Annotated in this window: 13 protein-coding genes; 7 read left to right on the top strand and 6 right to left on the bottom strand. The window is 62.3% G+C overall.

Annotation, left to right across the window (positions count from 1 at the left end; all coding sequences use genetic code 11):
- Positions 1 to 41 precede the first annotated feature (41 nt).
- The gene (locus B0E55_RS02030; RefSeq protein WP_029537590.1) at positions 42 to 875 is read left to right on the top strand and encodes a helix-turn-helix domain-containing protein; all 834 of its coding nucleotides are present in this window, start codon (positions 42 to 44) and stop codon (positions 873 to 875) included.
- A gap of 191 nt (positions 876 to 1,066) precedes the next feature.
- On the top strand, positions 1,067 to 2,008 hold the full coding sequence (locus tag B0E55_RS02035; protein ID WP_080909056.1) for an ABC transporter substrate-binding protein: 942 nt from the start codon (positions 1,067 to 1,069) through the stop codon (positions 2,006 to 2,008).
- 6 nt (positions 2,009 to 2,014) lie between these two features.
- On the opposite strand, the gene B0E55_RS02040 is transcribed toward B0E55_RS02035, so the two are convergent.
- Positions 2,015 to 2,470, bottom strand: a complete 456-nt coding sequence (locus B0E55_RS02040) for a MarR family winged helix-turn-helix transcriptional regulator (protein ID WP_019747049.1) — start codon at positions 2,468 to 2,470, stop codon at positions 2,015 to 2,017.
- A 99-nt stretch (positions 2,471 to 2,569) separates the two neighbouring features.
- Here B0E55_RS02040 and B0E55_RS02045 point away from each other — a divergent pair, with 99 nt between their 5' ends.
- Positions 2,570 to 3,649 (top strand): ABC transporter substrate-binding protein, encoded by a 1,080-nt coding sequence (locus B0E55_RS02045; protein WP_241895985.1) that lies wholly within the window; start codon positions 2,570 to 2,572, stop codon positions 3,647 to 3,649.
- Here B0E55_RS02045 and B0E55_RS02050 read toward each other — a convergent pair.
- Positions 3,585 to 4,418 carry a phosphatase PAP2 family protein gene (locus B0E55_RS02050; RefSeq protein ID WP_241895986.1) on the bottom strand — a complete coding sequence of 278 codons (834 nt, stop codon included), beginning with the start codon at positions 4,416 to 4,418 and terminating at the stop codon, positions 3,585 to 3,587. The two genes, B0E55_RS02045 and B0E55_RS02050, sit on opposite strands and share 65 nt — an antisense overlap.
- Positions 4,419 to 4,535: 117 nt before the next feature.
- On the opposite strand from B0E55_RS02050, the gene B0E55_RS02055 reads away from it, so the two are divergent.
- Entirely contained in the window at positions 4,536 to 5,210 is a 675-nt protein-coding gene (locus tag B0E55_RS02055; protein WP_020906359.1) for a response regulator transcription factor, read from the top strand.
- A gap of 3 nt (positions 5,211 to 5,213) precedes the next feature.
- Here B0E55_RS02055 and B0E55_RS02060 read toward each other — a convergent pair whose 3' ends face one another.
- The 4 genes from B0E55_RS02060 to B0E55_RS02075 form a co-directional block, all read right to left on the bottom strand.
- Positions 5,214 to 6,602 (bottom strand): sensor histidine kinase, encoded by a 1,389-nt coding sequence (locus tag B0E55_RS02060; RefSeq protein ID WP_080908983.1) that lies wholly within the window; start codon positions 6,600 to 6,602, stop codon positions 5,214 to 5,216.
- 106 nt (positions 6,603 to 6,708) lie between these two features.
- On the bottom strand, positions 6,709 to 8,106 hold the full coding sequence (locus B0E55_RS02065) for a serine hydrolase domain-containing protein (protein WP_021342978.1): 1,398 nt from the start codon (positions 8,104 to 8,106) through the stop codon (positions 6,709 to 6,711).
- 20 nt (positions 8,107 to 8,126) lie between these two features.
- Positions 8,127 to 11,495, bottom strand: a complete 3,369-nt coding sequence (locus B0E55_RS02070; RefSeq protein WP_080908984.1) for a serine hydrolase — start codon at positions 11,493 to 11,495, stop codon at positions 8,127 to 8,129.
- 54 nt (positions 11,496 to 11,549) lie between these two features.
- Positions 11,550 to 13,160, bottom strand: coding sequence for an ABC transporter substrate-binding protein (locus tag B0E55_RS02075; protein WP_080908985.1), 1,611 nt, complete (start codon positions 13,158 to 13,160; stop codon positions 11,550 to 11,552).
- Positions 13,161 to 13,367: 207 nt separating this feature from the next.
- On the opposite strand from B0E55_RS02075, the gene B0E55_RS02080 reads away from it, so the two are divergent.
- The 3 genes from B0E55_RS02080 to purB all read left to right on the top strand — a co-directional run bounded on the left by B0E55_RS02080 (position 13,368) and on the right by purB (position 16,646).
- Positions 13,368 to 14,483 (top strand): pyridoxal phosphate-dependent aminotransferase, encoded by a 1,116-nt coding sequence (locus B0E55_RS02080; RefSeq protein WP_179154745.1) that lies wholly within the window; start codon positions 13,368 to 13,370, stop codon positions 14,481 to 14,483.
- A 64-nt stretch (positions 14,484 to 14,547) separates the two neighbouring features.
- Positions 14,548 to 15,156, top strand: coding sequence for a TetR/AcrR family transcriptional regulator (locus tag B0E55_RS02085; RefSeq protein WP_024487531.1), 609 nt, complete (start codon positions 14,548 to 14,550; stop codon positions 15,154 to 15,156).
- Between the two features lie 68 nt (positions 15,157 to 15,224).
- Complete coding sequence (gene purB, locus B0E55_RS02090; RefSeq protein ID WP_019747059.1) at positions 15,225 to 16,646, top strand: adenylosuccinate lyase; 1,422 nt, start codon at positions 15,225 to 15,227, stop codon at positions 16,644 to 16,646.
- Positions 16,647 to 16,691: the final 45 nt, after the last annotated feature.

Below are 16,691 nucleotides of genomic sequence, written 5' to 3' on the forward strand. Positions count from 1 at the left end.
CAGTCACCTGGACAGACGACGGTCGATCCAGGGATGTAGACGTGAGGCGGACAAAATCCGAGGTCGACGGTGATTGGCTCCGGTGGGGCGTGCCGTCGAGCGACGAGCTGGTGGTATCCGAACACGAATTAGACGACGAGCCCGAAGATTTGGTTCTGTGGGGTGGTGCGTCGAGTGCTGATCAACCGGTGACATGGGAAACCCACGCGCACCGATCGAACGAGATTCTGTTCCCTCGTTCCGGCATTGTGGTTGTTCGCTCGGGCGCCCAGATGTGGACATTGTTGCCGGGACGAGGGCTGTGGATACCGGCACTGCATCGACACTCGGTGCGCGTTGCCGCGGGTGCGCAGTTCCTGACGGTGTATTGCGCTGTAGGGCAGGGGCCTTCGCTCGGTGATCACCCGGTTGCGGTACACGGCACGCCGCTACTCTACGAGTTGTTTCTGCATCTGAGTGCTCGCGAGATGTCGGACGACGCGAGGCGCCGCGCCGAGCGAGTGTTCCTCGACCTCGTCGTTCCCGGCGACGAGCGCGGAGCGATGAAGATCCCCGATTCGGGCCCGGTCGGGCGGATTGCACGCGACCTGTTGTCTCATCCGGAGGACCCACGCAGTTTCGGAGACTGGGCGAACGAGATCGGCGTCAGCACCAGCACTTTGGCTCGTCGGTTCAAGGTGGACACCGGCGTGAGTTTCGGCCAGTGGCGAGTGCTGCTTCGGATGAACGTGGCGATGTCCCTACTCGGCCAAGGTGTTGCGGTCGCCGACGTGGCCGAGCAGATCGGATACTCGACGCCCAGTAGTTTCGTCGCCGCTTTCAAACAGTCCACCGGTGTCACGCCGATGGCATTTCGAAAGAACGCGGATCGTTGATCCGATTTCGACATTCTTTGACAAAACTCCGCGATTGCGTCATCCCCTGATCCGCTCTACCGTTAGCCATGTAGGCGAGGCTTACTTTACTTTCCGGGTTCGGGGTTCGCCCGAAACCCGCTCGACAGCATGGGGCAGAAGTGATCGATTTTGTTGCGCCGCGTTCGAAACGCGGTAGCAGGGCCATCTTCATGGCTGTGGCAGTGGCACTTTCGACGGTGCTGGCAGCATGTGGCACCTCGACGACCGACGCGAAGTCCGACGGTGATGCGTGGACGTATGTCGATGCGCGTGGTCAGCAGATTTCACTCGACAAGATCCCTGAACGCATTGTGGCGACGGCGGACACCGCGCCGGTGCTACTCGAATACGGGGTCGTTCCAGTCGGTATCATCGGCTTTTCCAGGCTCGACGAATCCACGTTGAATGCATTCGACTTCAGTGGAATTGCCCATGTCAGCGAGACCGACACAGATATCAGTGCCGAGAAACTCCTGGCAGTGGACCCGGATCTGGTCATCGACATCTGGAGTTCGTACAACGGCGGAAACTTCGGCAGCATCTGGGGCGACGATATCGCTCGCGTCGAAGAGGTTGCTCCCATTGCAGGTGTCGAGATCACCGACGGGGCGCAAGCGGCGTTGGACAACTTCAGTTCGTTGGTCCAGGGTATCGGCGGCACCGACACCTCGCCGGTCTACGCGGCAAAACGGGAAGAGTTGAGTGCGCTCGGTGACCGGGTGCGTGAATTGGCCACATCGCGAACGAATATCTCTGTTGCATACGTGATTCCGTTGGAGTCGAGCCTTGACTACGCGGTGCCGGGATGGACTCCGCTCGGAAGTATTCTCGAGACGATGGGCGTCGAATTCGCGAAGCTGGACAGCGAGGACGGTTTCTGGGCATCAGCGAGTTGGGAAGAGCCGGGCGTCTTTCCGGCCGATCTCCTCCTGATTCCGCCGACGTGGTCTGACGCACCGGAGCTCAATTCGCCGACGTTCACCAGGCTTCCGGCTGTGGTTTCGGGCCAGGTTGCCTCGGTAGAACTGCGTACGGGGTACAGCCTGACGGGCATCACGGAGCAGATGAGGCGTTTTGCCGACGTCTACGAGAAGAGTGGGAAAGTCACCTGAGTGGCATCATCGCGGTGCGTGAACTCGCAGTGATCGATTGACTCGGTCGAGGATGCCGATGGCAGTGGTCAATGTGTCGAGGTCGCCTTCGTCGAGGGCTGTCAGTTCTTGGGCCAGGACGCCGATGCGTAGTTCGGACCGACGGTCCCGGCGCGCGCTTCGCTCGTCCTTCACGAAAAGCGTGCTCACCCGGCCGTCTGTGGGATCGGGTCGCCGCTCGATCAGGTCCTTGTCGGAGAGGATGCGCACCAGCGTGCTGACGGTGTTCGGGCGTCTGGAGAGGCGATCGGCCACGGCCCCGATGCGAGTGCCGGGATGGTGCGCGACATCGTGAAGTACCTCGGATTGTGCCTCTGGCAAAGTCGCGTCGGTACCCGACGTATCCATGTATTCACGCAGCGCTCGACGCAATTCGAACGCCGCAGCGATGAGTGATCTCGATGCTTCTTCCGCAGTGGGCACGCGATCAGAGTAGCGATCGACCTCGTGTGATCCACGCCCCAAAACTGTATCTGACACAGATATAGTTTACAGTTCCTAAAAGGGTAGGGTCACCTAACCATGACGGTAGATGAAGCTGTCGTGCTTCACGACGTACGGGACACGATCATGAATTTTGGACAGAAGTCACGCAGTGTAATGCTGATCGGCGCACTGACATTGGTGGCAGCTCTCAGTGCCTGCTCGAGCGACGCCTCGCCCACAGGCACTGACATCAGTGCGTCGACTCCGGCGGACTCTGCGTTTGTCGCTCCGCGAGAAGTCCCGGCTGGAATGGGGAGCGGAAAGTCGGACGGCGAATTCCCTCGTACCGTTTCACACTTCAAAGGGGACACCACGATCGAATCGCAGCCCGAAAAGGTTGTCGTCATTTCGACCGGGCAAGCAGATGCGCTTTTGTCGCTCGGCGTCGTTCCTGCGGCTTCGACTCGTGGTGACGGTGCGGACCTGGTGCCGCCGTACCTGTTGGCCGCATACCCCGAATTCCGCACCCAGTTAGGTGATGTCGTCGACGCAGGTGGGCGCTTCACACCGAACTTCGAAGCGATCGTCAAGCTCGATCCTGACCTGATTTTGATGAATGTTGCAGGGAAGGATGCTGATTCGCTGTACGACCAGCTTTCGGCAATTGCGCCCACCGTGGCAACGCAGGGGACCGGTGTCTACTGGAAACAGGACTTCCTGCTGGTTGCCGACGGGGTAGGTAAGACGCAGCAGGCGAAAGCACTACTGGATACCTTCAACGCGGATGCCGCAGCCCTCGGTGCTTCCCTTTCGTCGCCGCCGACAGTGTCGTTCACCCGCCAGAACGGAAATCGCTTGCGCATCTTCGGTATTCCTTCGTTCACCGGCAGTATCGCCCAGGATGCCGGCCTGACGCGTCCGGAGTCGCAGCAATTCGACGACACCTCCCGAGACATCAGTGAGGAAGAGTTGAACGTGGCGGACGCTGATTGGATCTTCTACGGAGTACAAGGCGGGGACCCGGCGACGTTGACCAACGCGCCGTTGTGGGCGCAGTTACGTGGGGTGATTGCCAACCATGCCGTTGCTGTCGACGACGACGTCTTCTACCTCAATACCGGGCCGACTGCGGCTCGTGAAGTGCTGAAGGTTCTGCAGAGCACACTGCAGCAGTAGTTGATTCGGACTGGTTGTGCGTGCTGACGAACTGGAAGACTGCTCCACCCGCAGTGACGGCAAGCGTCGCGAGGACAGCTCCGGCAACGACGTCGGTGAGCCAGTGAGCTCCCAAGTAGAGGCGAGTGAGCGCGACGACAACGGTGACCGTCACGGCGAGCAGCATCAGAAGACGTTTGACAGTCGGTGTTCGGTCGACGCTCACAACGAGAACTGCAATGCCGAACAGCGCTGCTGTGCCGGTGACGTGACCAGACGGGAACGAGTGGCCGGTCTCGAGAAGAACCTGGATGTTGGTCGGCGGACGTTCGCGACCGACGAGCGCTTTGATTACCGTGCTGGCGACTGCCGCACCGCCAACGGTTCCGATCACGATCAAACCCGGAACAACCGAACGCGCTCGCCACGAGATGAGCACTCCGCAAGTGATCCCGAGCAGCGCGGTGGCGACAGGACTACCGAGATCTGTGACGGCGACCGCGATCTGGTTGAGGGCGCCGCTCCGGTGATCGACCATCCAGTCGGTCACCGGCCCGTCGAAGCTCGTCAACCACCCGTTTCGATATACCTGGATCGAGAGCGTCACCAGGGCGAGGGCGAGCCCGGACGCGCGGAGCGCTGTTGACCGAACGCTGGAGGCCCGGTAGATCGAACCGAATGCGAACAGCGCGGCTGCCACCACGATTGCGGCAACCGCAATTTCTGCGGTGGTGCTCTCGGTCAAGACTTCGGTGACCACGTTTCGCACGGTCGACACAGTTGCTGGCATGAATGCAGTGTGACGATCAGAAGCTGAAGAAACGCTGAACGTAACTCGGTCATGGGCCCACCGTCTGCTCTACTGGGTGCATCCGAACAACTGCGTGTCGACGAAACGGGGCCGGTGGTGCGAGTACTGGTTGTCGAAGACGAAGTACGCCTGGCCGAGACGATCCGGCGGGGATTGGTAGCCGAGGGATTCGTGACCGCCGTGGAACTCAACGGGGACGACGGATTCGCGATTGCCTGCAGCGACGAATTCGACGTAATCGTTCTCGACATCATGTTGCCGGGCAAACACGGATACGACATCGTGCGGGACCTACGCGCCCGGGGGGTGTGGACGCCGATCCTCATGCTCTCGGCGAAGGACGGCGAATACGACCTCGCTGATGCTTTCGATCTCGGTGCAGACGACTACCTGGTCAAGCCCTTCTCGTTTGTAGTATTCCTCGCGCGGCTTCGCGCACTGGTGCGGCGCGGCGCTCCCCAGCGTCCATCGATACTTACCGTGGGAGACCTGTCCCTCGACCCCGCCAAACATCAGGTGATCAGAGCGGGAATCGAATTGACGCTGACGCCACGTGAGTACAGCGTTCTCGAGTTCCTGATGCGCAACAACGGAGTTGTGGTCACGAAGACCGAGATCGTTCGCTCGGTCTGGGACACCAACTACGAAGGTGACGAGAACATCGTCGAGGTCTACATCGGTTACCTACGTAAGAAGGTCGACCTCCCGTTCGGAACCCACAGCATCGAAACCATTCGAGGCATCGGGTACCGCTTTGTCGGCACTGCCTGATCTTCAGTCGGTCGGTAGCGGAATTGTCACCTCGAATCGACTTCCACCGCCTACCCTCTCGCTGACGGAAATGGTTCCGTGATGCGCCGCAACGATTTCCGACGCGATGGCGAGTCCGAGTCCGGAGCCACCTCCCTGCCTCGACCGCGGCTGGTCTAGGCGGACGAAGCGTCCGAAGATTCGTTCGCGTTCTGCTGCAGGGATTCCGGGCCCGTCGTCCTCGATCACGATATGGGCTTCGTGGCCGGCTTCGGAACACTCGAGATGCACGAGGGTCTCGGAGTGCCGCACTGCGTTGTCGACCAGGTTTCGCACCATGCGCGCCAACGCCCTCGGGTCTCCGGACACGCGAACCGGAGCAACGGTGGCGGTGACCGCGATCTCGGAGATACCGTCGATCCGCTTCTGCTCGGCGAACAGAATGTCGTCGAGGTCGACGTCGACGACGGTACCGATGGATTCGAGTTCGCTTTCATCCGAGCGCGCGAGAATCAACAGATCCTCGATCAACTGCCGCATCCGTCGCGCCTCGGGAAGTAGCGCGTCTTCGATCAGTGCGTCGTCGAGGAGATCCGGGCGTCGGTGTGCCAGTTCGAGAGCCGTCGTGATCGTGGACAGTGGACTACGTAACTCGTGGGAGGCATCGCTGACGAATCGTTGTTGAGCAAGTGCGCCTTCGTCGAGGCGCGCCAGCATGTCGTTCATTGTTGTTGCCAGTCGGGCTATCTCGTCGTTCCCGGACGGGACGGGGACTCGTTCACCTTGACGCCCACTCGATATCGAGGCAACCCGAGCGCGGATGCGTTCCACGGGAGCGAGAGCCGAACCCACCAGGCGGTAAGTGGCAAACGCGGCCAGTCCAAGAACCAGGGGCCCGGCGATGGCGAGCAGAACGGCAACGGTGGTCACCACGGTTTCAACCGGTTCACGGTCGGCGCCGACGAAAACGGTGACCGGTCCGGCCGGCGTCTGAGCGCCGTGTCCGATCAGCCAGTAGTCCTCGTCGTCGGACTTCTTGACCCTTCCATAGGTGTCCGATTCGTCAGGGCCGAGAATGCGTTCGGACAGTAGGTCGCTGTCAGTTCCAGGCGATTGGGCGACTATTCGGTGATCGGCGTCGACGATCTGCACGATTCCGATCTGGCTGTCGGTGGACAGAAGCGAAGGGTCGAGATCGGCTGGGCTCTTCCCGGTGAGTTGCTGGACCAATTGAGTGGCACGGGCCTCGGAGCTGTTCAGTGCGGACAGATGCAGGGAGTTCGCCAGTACGAAAACCAGGGCAAGCCCGGCGATCACCAGGCAGAAGGCGATGACGAGGGTCGATGCCACGGTCGTCCGGCCGCGCACGCTCCACCGGGACGGGTGCAGAATCGACTCGCCGATGACGTTCATGGCGTCCAGTCTGTACCTTCGCGGCTGTGCATATATACAAAGGCTGTGCATATACAAAGACGGGTGACGCGGCCTCGTAATCGGACCGCGTCACCCGTCTAGAGGATCAAGCCACTCGCTTGGCGGTTCGGCCGCCGAATTCGAGCATCACGGCGCGTCCGGTGTCGTCGGTGACGAAGCGCCCCAACGTGCGCGTGGTGTCGGCGCGAGCAGCGAAGTCGAGATCGTTGACGAAGGCGATCGGGATCGCCGGTGGCCAGACGATGTCCTCGTATTCGCCGAGGTCCTGCGCGCTGCCCATGCGGACGCCGATTCCCTCGTCACCGGGGGCGACGGTCATGGTCAGGTTGCCGGCCTGGTACTTGCCCAGGACGGCGTCGACGGCAGAGGGTTCGGGCTCGACCACGTCGAGAGATGCCGGCGCGGGCAACTCTGCGAGGTTGGCCATGCACCAGTCGACGATCTTCTTGCCGATTCCGCCGCCGAGTGCGTTGGTCAGCACGGTGACGGCGAAGTTCTTCTCAGGCACGGTCAAGAACTCGGAGACCTGGAGGTTGCTGACGTTTCCGCCGTGCCGCACTACCTGGGTGGTTCCGTATCGAGTCAGCAGCCAGCCGATGCCGACTTCCTCGAACATCATCGCGGCGGGACGCTGCGGCTTCTGCATCAGCAACCGGGTGGACTCGTCGAGCGGCTGTCCCTCGCCCGGGTGTTCGCCCGACAGTGCGTAGCGTGCCCAGACGAGCTGATCGCGCACCGAGGACCACATTCCACCGCAGGGCGTCATACCGCGGTCCAGTCCGGTCTCGTTGGACACGAACGGCTCACCCTCGCGGATGTAGTGGCCGAGTGCAAACCGGTGGGTCATCACGTCCCAGGGCAGGAACGCCGAGTTCTTCATCTCGAGTGGGTCCAGAACGCGCTGCTTGACCAGCTCTTCGAAGGTCAGTCCACTGATCTTGGCTACGACGTATCCGGCGAGGACGAATCCGGAGTTGCTGTAGGAGAAGACCTCTCCGACGGGAAATTCCTGTCGTAGTTCCTTCAGCCGTGAAATCGATCGACCCAGGGCGTCTTCACCCCAGCCTGCCGAGAGGCTGGCGTCGCCGGTGAACCCGCCGGTGTGCGTCAGAAGATGACGCATCGTGACTGTGCGGGTGGCTTCGTCGTCGGCGAGGATCAGTTCGGGGACGTACTCGACCAGTGGGGTGTCGAGATCGAGTAGGCCGTCCTCGACGAGTGCCATCGCGGCTGTTGCAGCAAAAACCTTTGTGGTGGAACCGATCATGAACATCGTCTTGTCGGTGACCGGGAGCTGGGTTTCGACGCTCTCGATGCCGCTGGTGACGACGATGTCCTTGTCGCCGTGCACGATACCGACCGAGACGCCGGGGATGTTTGCCTCGACCCTCCACTGGTCGACGAGTTCCTGAAGCTGTTCTTGCATCTTTGATTCCTCGAGTTCGCTGGCGTTCTGTGTTTCGGCGTTCGGTGTTTCCGTCATCGTATGTGTATCGGTCGTCGTCACGCGTTAACCCGTGGTAGGAAGCGGAATCCGACGTACACGCCGTCGCGGTGCGGCCGTACCGTCGTCCAACCGGCAGCCCCGGGTTGACGGGTGGTCCAGGTCCCCGGGATCTGCGACGGTACGAGAGTGGCTACCGCTGCAGGCTTCTTCGGAGCTGTTTCGTCTTCCTCGGGATTCGGGATGACGTCGCCGATGACGGTGATCACAGCCTCGTCAGCGGACTCTCCACGACGGAACTCGATTGCTATTCCGCCCGAGCTGTACTTACCCAGAACCGAATCCGGAATCGACTCCACACTCGCGGGGTTCGGGGCGAGGGCTTGCGGAGGTTCGAGTCCGACCAATGCGGCCGCGGCTTCGGTGAAGAGATCACGATAGAGGCCGTCTGCTTTGCCGCCGCTGGTCAGCAGCGCGATCGCGACATTGTGGCGGGGGAAGATGCGCAGATATGCGTGCTGCCCGATGGTGCTGCCGTCGTGGCCGAAAATTTCTTCGCCCGACCAGGTTTCGTGGAACCAACCCAGACCCCAGCCCGACTTGTCCGGGAACAGTTCGCTGATGTCGATTTCGGGTGTACGCATCGCGGCCGCTGATTTCTCCGACACGATCCGCACGCCGTCGACGCTCTGACCTTCGAGAAGGCCGAGTTCCGCGAACGTGAGCAGATCTCCGATGCTGGCAGTGATGCAGCCGGCCGGCCCCATCGAGCGCGTGATCGGCCAGACGGGCATCACGACGGAGTTCCCTGTATGACCCGCTGCCACAGAGTATCTCGGAGTATCTCCGGTCAACGTGAGTGTGTGCGCGAGGCCGAGCGGATCGATGATCCGCTCCTTGAGGATGTCGTCCCAGATGCCGCCGCGAAGAACCTCGACGATACGAGCTGCAAGGACGTACGCGGAGTTCGAGTACGCGAAGCCGTCCTCGAGTGGATGAACCTGACGGAAGTCACGCAGGCCCTCGACGTAGCGTTCGACGACGTCGTCTCCGCGACCCTTGTCGATGAAGAGGTCACCGTCGATTCCGTTGCGATGGTTCAGAAGTGCGCGAACCGTGATGCGGGCGGCTGTTTCCTCGTCCTGCAGTGCGAAGTCGGGCAGGATCGACCGGACGGTCGCGTCCAGGTCGAGCAAGCCTTCGTCGACCAGCTGCATGACCAGCATCGCGGTCCATACCTTGGTGATGGATCCGATCTGGAACAGGGAGTCGGTGGATACCTCGACCCCGGTGTCTGCATTGATCACGCCGGAAGCCACCGTCGTACGGGTGATTTCCTTGCCGCTGGAATCGAGTGTGAGAATACCGAATTGAGCACCGGTGACGCCGTAACGCTCACACAGTACGTCCAGTGAGCGCTTCCACGCGTCGGCGCCGGCAGATGCATTGGCCAGGCCGGTCTTGGGCAGCTTCGCGGAGGTGTATCGCTTCACCCACTCGATGAGCCGTGTGCTGTAGTCGATTCGGTGCGAGATCGAGCCGTTGACGAGGAACCCGTGGCTTGCACCGGGATACGCCACCAGTCGGGTGGGTACATGCTGCTGGCGCAGTGCGGCGAACCAGGCCTCGGCCTGACCCAGCGGGCACCGCTCGTCCGACTTTCCGTGCAGGGTCAGCGTCGGAGTCACCACGTTCTTCACGGCGGCGAGCGGTGAGGCTGCCAGCAGCCCCGCGGAGTTCTCGGGAACAGTGGTGCCGGTGGCGAGCGACGCGAGGTGCGGACCGAAATCGCAGACTCCGGCCATGGCGTTGAAATCGCAGATCAGCCCACCGGCCACCGCCGCGGCAAAGCGATCGGTCTGCGAGGTGAGGTGGCAGGTGCTGTATCCGCCGTAGCTGTACCCGGTGATCGCCAGTCGGTCCCCGTCGACAAGTCCCTCGGCGACAAGCGCGTCGATCGGCTCGAGGAAGTCGGCTTGGTCCGAGGTACCCCAGGCGCCGTTGACGGCGTACATGAAGTCTGCGCCGTACCCGTCCGATCCACGTGGATTGAGGGTCAGGATGCGCCAGCCCTGCGCTGCGAGAACCTGGTGGGCGGGGTGATAGGTATCGGCAACGCCGGTCCACGCGTTGTGCGGTCCACCGTGAATGTCGAGCAGAAGGGGTGCAGCGCCATCAGTTTCGGGAGCGGACAGCAACCAGCCATGCACGGTACGGCCGTCGGAGATGGTGAATTCGCGCTCCTCGGCGGCAAACAGGGTCACCTCGGGGAGTGCTTCTGCGGTGAATTTTGTCAGCGTGGTGACAGCGCCGCTGTCGAGATCGACGAGTGCGACCTCGCCGAAGGACTGCTGTGTGGTGACGATGACGGAGGCGACGCGGGCGTCACGGGCAACGGAGAGCGCCGAGACGACCTCGTTGGGATTGGCGACGAGGGAGCGAGAGGTTCCGGTTTCGATGTCGGCTGCATACAGATGCGTCCATCCGCGATCGCGGAGGCAGAACACGATTTCGTCGCGAGTATTCGACAGTGCCGGTGTGCCACCGGGGTAACCGGGCGCGCCGGGCATCACGTTGCGATCGAGATGAGCTGTGAGGGTGACGTCGACCGGTGTCTCAGTTGGGCCGGGGACGGACAGACGGATCAGGTCGGCAGTTCCGACACGGACCTCGGGGGTGCCGATGGCGACGACCGAATCTCCTTGCGGGTGCCACAGTGTGGAGCCCTGCACCCCGGTGGCGTGACCGAGTCGCTGCGGCGGAACTGACAGATCGTCGACGAGGATTCGGTAAGCGCTGAACGTGAGGTTCAGATCGCTGTCCGGTTCGAGATTCGCGGTGAAGGCAAGAGCCGTGCCGTCGGGCGACCAGGACGGTACGTCCGCATTCCAATCACCGTCGGTGAGGCGTCGTACTGCCTTCGTCTCCAGATCGACGGTGTGCAGGTGGCGACGGAAGGTGCCGAGCCAACCGGCGCCGTCCACCTTGTATCCGAGTCGGTCGGTGACGATGGGCGCATTCGGATCGGTGGAGTCCGAACGTGAGATCACAGCGGCGAACGCAATGGCATTTCCGTCCGGGCTCCAGACCGGTGCGCCGGCACCGAGGGGGAGTGATGCTGCTGTGGTGAGGGTTTCGGCCTCGCCGCCGGCGAGCGGGATCAGGTGCAGCTGCGCGGAGTCGCCGACCTTGCGGAGGAAGGCAATCGAGGTTCCGTCCGGAGAGAACCGAGGTGCCGAATCGGCGGGCCCCGCAGTGAGGCGGCGAGCCTGGGAATCGCGGGACACTGCCCAGAGCGATGTAGTTGCCTTTCCGGCAACAATTTCCGAGCGAACGAAGACGACCACGGTGCCGTCGGGCGAGATTGCGGTTTCAGTGGGTGTGACCACGCGGTGGAGGTCGTCGAGAACAAATGGACGGTCAGTCATGTAGATCCTTCGAATCGGAGAAATAGATGCAGACGTAAAGCTTTGTCTTCCGGCTTATTTCAGAACTCGGATGCCTGGGCCCGCCAGGGTTCCACCAATCGGCGCGTACAGGGACGTCGCACCGTTGAAGAACATGAAGTTCGGCGATGTGGATACCGGAACGACGTCAGAAGAGGTGAACAGCGCCTGTTCCGCTTCCTTCCACACCGAGCAGGATTCCTGCCCGGGCAGAACCGATGCCTTCGCAGCCAGTTCGGTGTACTCGGGATTGTCGATCGATGCGAAGTTGACGCCCGCCGGAGGGGTCGGGCCGGAGAAGTACGGAACGAAGATGCTGGGAGTGTCACTCTGGACGGTCAGACCGATCGAGATCGACCAGGATGTCAGGTCCTTTGCTGCGAACGTATTGGAGATGATGAAATTGTTGTCACCACCGCGAAGCTCTACCTTCGCGCCGAGTTCCTGCCACTGCTTCATCGCGTATTCTGCTGCTGCAGAAGTGGTATCGCGGTAGTTGGCAAAGATGACCGTCAATTGCAGCGATTGACCGTCCTTGGTCAGAACGCCGTCGGATCCGGGCTTCCAGCCGGCGTCGGAGAGGGTCTTCTTCGCCGCGGCAATGTCGAACTTCGGAACTACACCGGTGACACTGTCGTAGTCACATGCCCGCGGATCGACAACGGCCAATGCCGTAGCGCGCGAACCCTTGCCACCGGTGTTGATGTCCGTGTAGTCGTCGAGATCGATTGCCTGCACGAGCGCGCTGCGCACCGCTTCGTCCTTGGTGGGAAGAGCAGCATTGTGGTTGAAGATGAACTGCCCGCTCAAGGTGTTCGACGTCATCGATTCCAGGCCGGACGCTTCCACACGTTCGATATCCGCACCGGCCACCGGTGCTGCGTTCACCGTTCCGGTGAGGACCAGGTTCGCCGTCGTCGCCGCGTCGGTCACGATCTTGATCGTGACGGCCTTGGGTACTCCGAGGGTGTCCGATGTGGTTTCGCCGTTCGGTCCCCAGTTGTATCCGTCGCGGCGTTCGAGCGTCACGTGATCGTTTGCCACTACTTCGGTGATCTTGAACAGGCCGGTTCCGTTGCTGCTGCTGCGAACACTGGCGGGGTCGTCGAGTGCTGCCTGGCATGCCAGTTTGAGAGCACCGATGCGCTCGAGCAGGAAGGGCGCAGGTTCCGCCGTCTTGATCGTGAGCTCGTCGCCATCGGCGGTTGCTACCGCAGTTTCGGGTACCGACGCTCCCAGCCACGGCGAGCCGTTCGTCTTGTCGACGACCCAGTTGATGTTGTTCGCGGCTGTCTGGGCAGTGAACGTCGTGCCGTCTTCACACGTGATCCCTTTTTTGAGGGTGAAGTTCAGCGAAGTTCCGTTCTCGCTCCATTTTTCGGCCAGATACGAGCCCGCTGCACGGGTTTTGGGGTCGATGGCCAACAACGAGTCGTTGGTATAGCTGTTGATTGCCTGCGTGGCAGTCAGGTTGGTGATCAGGGGATGAAGGTTGCCGGGGTCGGTGTTCACGATCGTCGTGAAACTCCCGTCCTTGGCGTAGTCCCCGGAGGTACCGCCGCCAGGATCAGAGGTGCTTCCGCACGAGGCAACCGTGAGAACGCCGATCGTGACCAGAGCCGCGGTGGGCACTGAGCGAGCTTTCATCTGATGCACCTTTTGATCGAAGGATGTCGTTGATCAATGCTGCGCGAGGGACGTGGCCCAGGTCTCGTTGAATCGACTCATGCTGAGCACCTGAATCTGTCGGATCGTCACAAAGGATGGTCGTCGTTTCTCACGGAAGTGTGGTTCGGCTACCGTCGGGGTGTGCGCTCAGAATCTCGTCGATCAGATATCCAGACCTTCCATGTCATGGATGTATGGAAGGCCGCGACCGAACGTCAGCGGACGCACGGTGACGTTCTGACGTTGGCTGCCGGTCAACCGTCGACCCCCGCGCCGGCACCGGTGCTACGTGCGACGCGCGAGATCCTCGGCACCGAACTACTCGGGTATACCGAGACTTTCGGGATCCTGCCGCTACGCGAAGCTATTGCGCGCTACCACAGCGAGCGATCGGGAATAGCCGTCGACGCCGAAGACGTGGTGGTGACGACAGGTTCGTCCGGGGCGTTCACCTTGCTTTTCCTGGCCGCGTTCGACGAGGGCGACACCGTGGTGGTCGCTCGCCCCGGATATCCCGCCTACCGCAACACCCTTGCCGCTCTCGGCTGCAACGTCGTCGAACTCGACTGCGGGCCGGCAACCCGATACCAGCCGACGGTGGACATGCTCGAGGCCTTGCCGTCGCCGCCTGCCGGTCTGATCGTTGCCAGCCCGGCAAATCCGACGGGCACGGTGATCTCGCCCGAGGAGCTCGCTGCGTTGGCGACGTGGTGCGAGCAGCACGGCACCCTCCTGATCTCGGACGAGATCTACCACGGCATCGGATACGGCGATCAGCACACGTCGAGCGCCTGGGAGACCTCACGCGAATCCGTTGTGATCGGCTCGGTGTCCAAGTACTTCTCGATGACGGGTTGGCGGCTCGGGTGGATGTTGGTGCCGACGTACTTGCGGCGCCCGCTGCAGCGACTCGCGTCGAACATGACGGTGTGTCCGCCCGCGATCTCTCAGTACGCCGCCATCGAGGCGTTCTCGGACGAGGCGAAGGTCGAGTTGGACGGGCACGTTCAGCGGTACGCCGTCAATCGTGAACTGCTGTTGACCGGGTTGCCGAAACTGGGCATCACCGAGCTGGCTCCCGCCGACGGTGCGTTCTACGTCTACGCGGATATCGGCCATCTGTGTGGCGACGAGGGCGCCACCGCGTGGTGTGCCCGGTTGCTGACAGATACCGGGGTCGCGTTGGCACCCGGAATCGATTTCGACACCGTCCACGGAAACCGGATGGTCAGACTTTCGTTCGCGGGCGCGACAGCCGACATCCAGGAGGCGCTGACCCGCCTCGAGAAGTGGCTCGGGTAACAAACAGCAGGGTCTTCGAGCTGTTTCGCCATGCGGAGGTGCCCTCTGCTGGCACGATGTCGTGGTGTCTTCTGCAGCTACGCCCAAGGGTGAACGACGTCGCCAAGCTCTGGTGGCGTCCGCTGCTGAACTTTTGCTGGAGGGCGGGTTCGACGCCGTTCGTCACCGAGCGGTGGCAACCAGGGCCGACCTTCCTCTGGCTTCGACGACCTATTACTTCGACTCACTCGACGATCTGATCGCGTGTGCCGTCGAGCTCAACGGCAACGCCGACATGGAAGCGATGCGCGCCAGAGTGGCTGCGGTGACCCAACGTCGGCGGGGCGCGGAATCAACCGTCGAACTTTTGGTCGAGCTGCTGCTCGGAGACGAAGAGAAGCGGCCGGAGAGCCGCGAACGATTGATCTCGCGCTACGAACGATTTGTGGCGTGTGCCCGTCATCCCGCGCTTCGTGACGTGCAGTTGCGCCTACGCGCCCAGCTCGACGACCTGTTGACCGATGCGCTTCGACGCTCGGGCCGAACGGCTCCCGAGGGGCAATTGCGCCGTCTTGTCGCGATGGTCGACGGCGCGATGATCACGGCGCTCGGGGAGTACGACCCGGACCCACGCGGGTTGGCCAGAGGAATGCTCTTGGAATCGATCGACGTGATGGCGCCGCCGGTCGTCTAGCTCGGGGGTGACAGCTGCTCTAGCTCGGGGGTAACAGCACTGCTCGGCCACCGTTAGACTGAGGCCTCGTGAGCCGCATCCCGAATGTCCTTGCCAACCGATACGCCAGCCCGGAGCTTGTTGCTCTGTGGTCTCCCGAGTACAAGATCGTGCTCGAGCGCCAATTGTGGGTGGCGGTGTTGCGTGCGCAGGCAGAGCTGGGCATCGACATTCCGGCCGACGCCATCGACGACTACGAGCGCGTCATCGACAACGTCGACCTGGCGTCCATCGCGGACCGCGAGCGGGTCACCCGCCACGACGTGAAGGCACGCATCGAGGAATTCAATGCACTCGCCGGACACGAGCAGGTCCACAAGGGCATGACCAGCCGTGACCTCACCGAGAACGTCGAGCAGCTGCAGATCGTGCGTTCTCTCGAACACGTCTACAACCACGGCATCGCCGTCGCCGCCCGTCTGGGTGAGCGCGCTGCCGAGTACTCGTCCATCGTGATGGCCGGCCGCTCGCACAACGTCGCAGCTCAGGCCACCACCTTGGGCAAGCGTTTCGCTTCTGCGGCCGACGAGCTTCTCGTTGCACTGACACGTCTGCGTCAGCTGATCGACCGCTACCCGCTGCGTGGGATCAAGGGCCCGATGGGTACCGCTCAGGACATGCTCGACCTCCTCGACGGCGATGCGGCCAAGCTCGAGCAGCTCGAAGCGAAGGTCGCGGAGCACCTCGGATTCGCCCACGTATTGACCAGCGTCGGCCAGGTGTACCCGCGTTCCCTCGACCACGACGTCATCTCCGCGCTCGTCCAGGTCGGCGCGGGCCCGTCGTCGTTTGCACACACGATCCGCCTGATGGCCGGCCATGAGCTGGTCACCGAAGGCTTCCAGCCCGGCCAGGTCGGCAGCTCGGCGATGCCGCACAAGATGAACACCCGCTCGTGCGAGCGAGTCAACGGACTTCAGGTGATCCTGCGCGGCTACGGCTCCATGGCAGCCGAGCTTGCGGGTGCACAGTGGAACGAAGGCGACGTCTTCTGCTCCGTCGTGCGTCGCGTCGCTCTGCCGGACGCGTTCTTCGCGATCGACGGCATGTTCGAGACCTTCCTGACCGTGCTGATCGAGATGGGCGCGTACCCGGCCGTCATCGAGAAGGAACTGACGCGCTACCTGCCGTTCCTCGCCACGACCCGCGTTCTCATGGCAGCGGTGCGCGCGGGCGTCGGACGCGAGACCGCCCACGAGGCGATCAAGGAGAACGCCGTCGCAGTTGCGCTGGCGATGCGTGAGGAAGGCAAGGAGCCCGACCTGCTCGATCGCCTTGCCGCCGACGACCGTTTGCCGCTCGACCGCGCCGCCCTCGACGAGGCTCTGGCCGACAAGGCGGCCTTTGTCGGCGCCGCGTCTGCTCAGGTCGACGCCGTTGTCGCCGAGGTGCAGAAGCTTGTCGACGCCAACCCCGAAGCTGCGGCGTATGCGCCGTCGCCGATTCTGTAAGGGCTACGCCCCCGTGCGCCTTTTCGGTAGTCACCACTACCGAAA

This window comes from Rhodococcus sp. 66b (assembly GCF_002076325.1).
GTDB lineage: Bacteria > Actinomycetota > Actinomycetes > Mycobacteriales > Mycobacteriaceae > Rhodococcus_F > Rhodococcus_F erythropolis.

Excerpts from the sequence above, each read along its gene's own strand:
- B0E55_RS02035 (WP_080909056.1), top strand. The coding sequence starts at position 1,067 with ATGGCTGTGGCAGTGGCACTTTCGACGGTGCTGGCAGCATGTGGCACC.
- B0E55_RS02080 (WP_179154745.1), top strand. The coding sequence starts at position 13,368 with ATGGATGTATGGAAGGCCGCGACCGAACGTCAGCGGACGCACGGTGAC.
- B0E55_RS02070 (WP_080908984.1), bottom strand. The coding sequence starts at position 11,495 with ATGACTGACCGTCCATTTGTTCTCGACGACCTCCACCGCGTGGTCACA.
- B0E55_RS02060 (WP_080908983.1), bottom strand. The coding sequence starts at position 6,602 with ATGAACGTCATCGGCGAGTCGATTCTGCACCCGTCCCGGTGGAGCGTG.
- B0E55_RS02075 (WP_080908985.1), bottom strand. The coding sequence starts at position 13,160 with ATGAAAGCTCGCTCAGTGCCCACCGCGGCTCTGGTCACGATCGGCGTT.
- B0E55_RS02050 (WP_241895986.1), bottom strand. The coding sequence starts at position 4,418 with ATGCCAGCAACTGTGTCGACCGTGCGAAACGTGGTCACCGAAGTCTTG.
- B0E55_RS02045 (WP_241895985.1), top strand. The coding sequence starts at position 2,570 with ATGACGGTAGATGAAGCTGTCGTGCTTCACGACGTACGGGACACGATC.
- B0E55_RS02065 (WP_021342978.1), bottom strand. The coding sequence starts at position 8,106 with ATGACGGAAACACCGAACGCCGAAACACAGAACGCCAGCGAACTCGAG.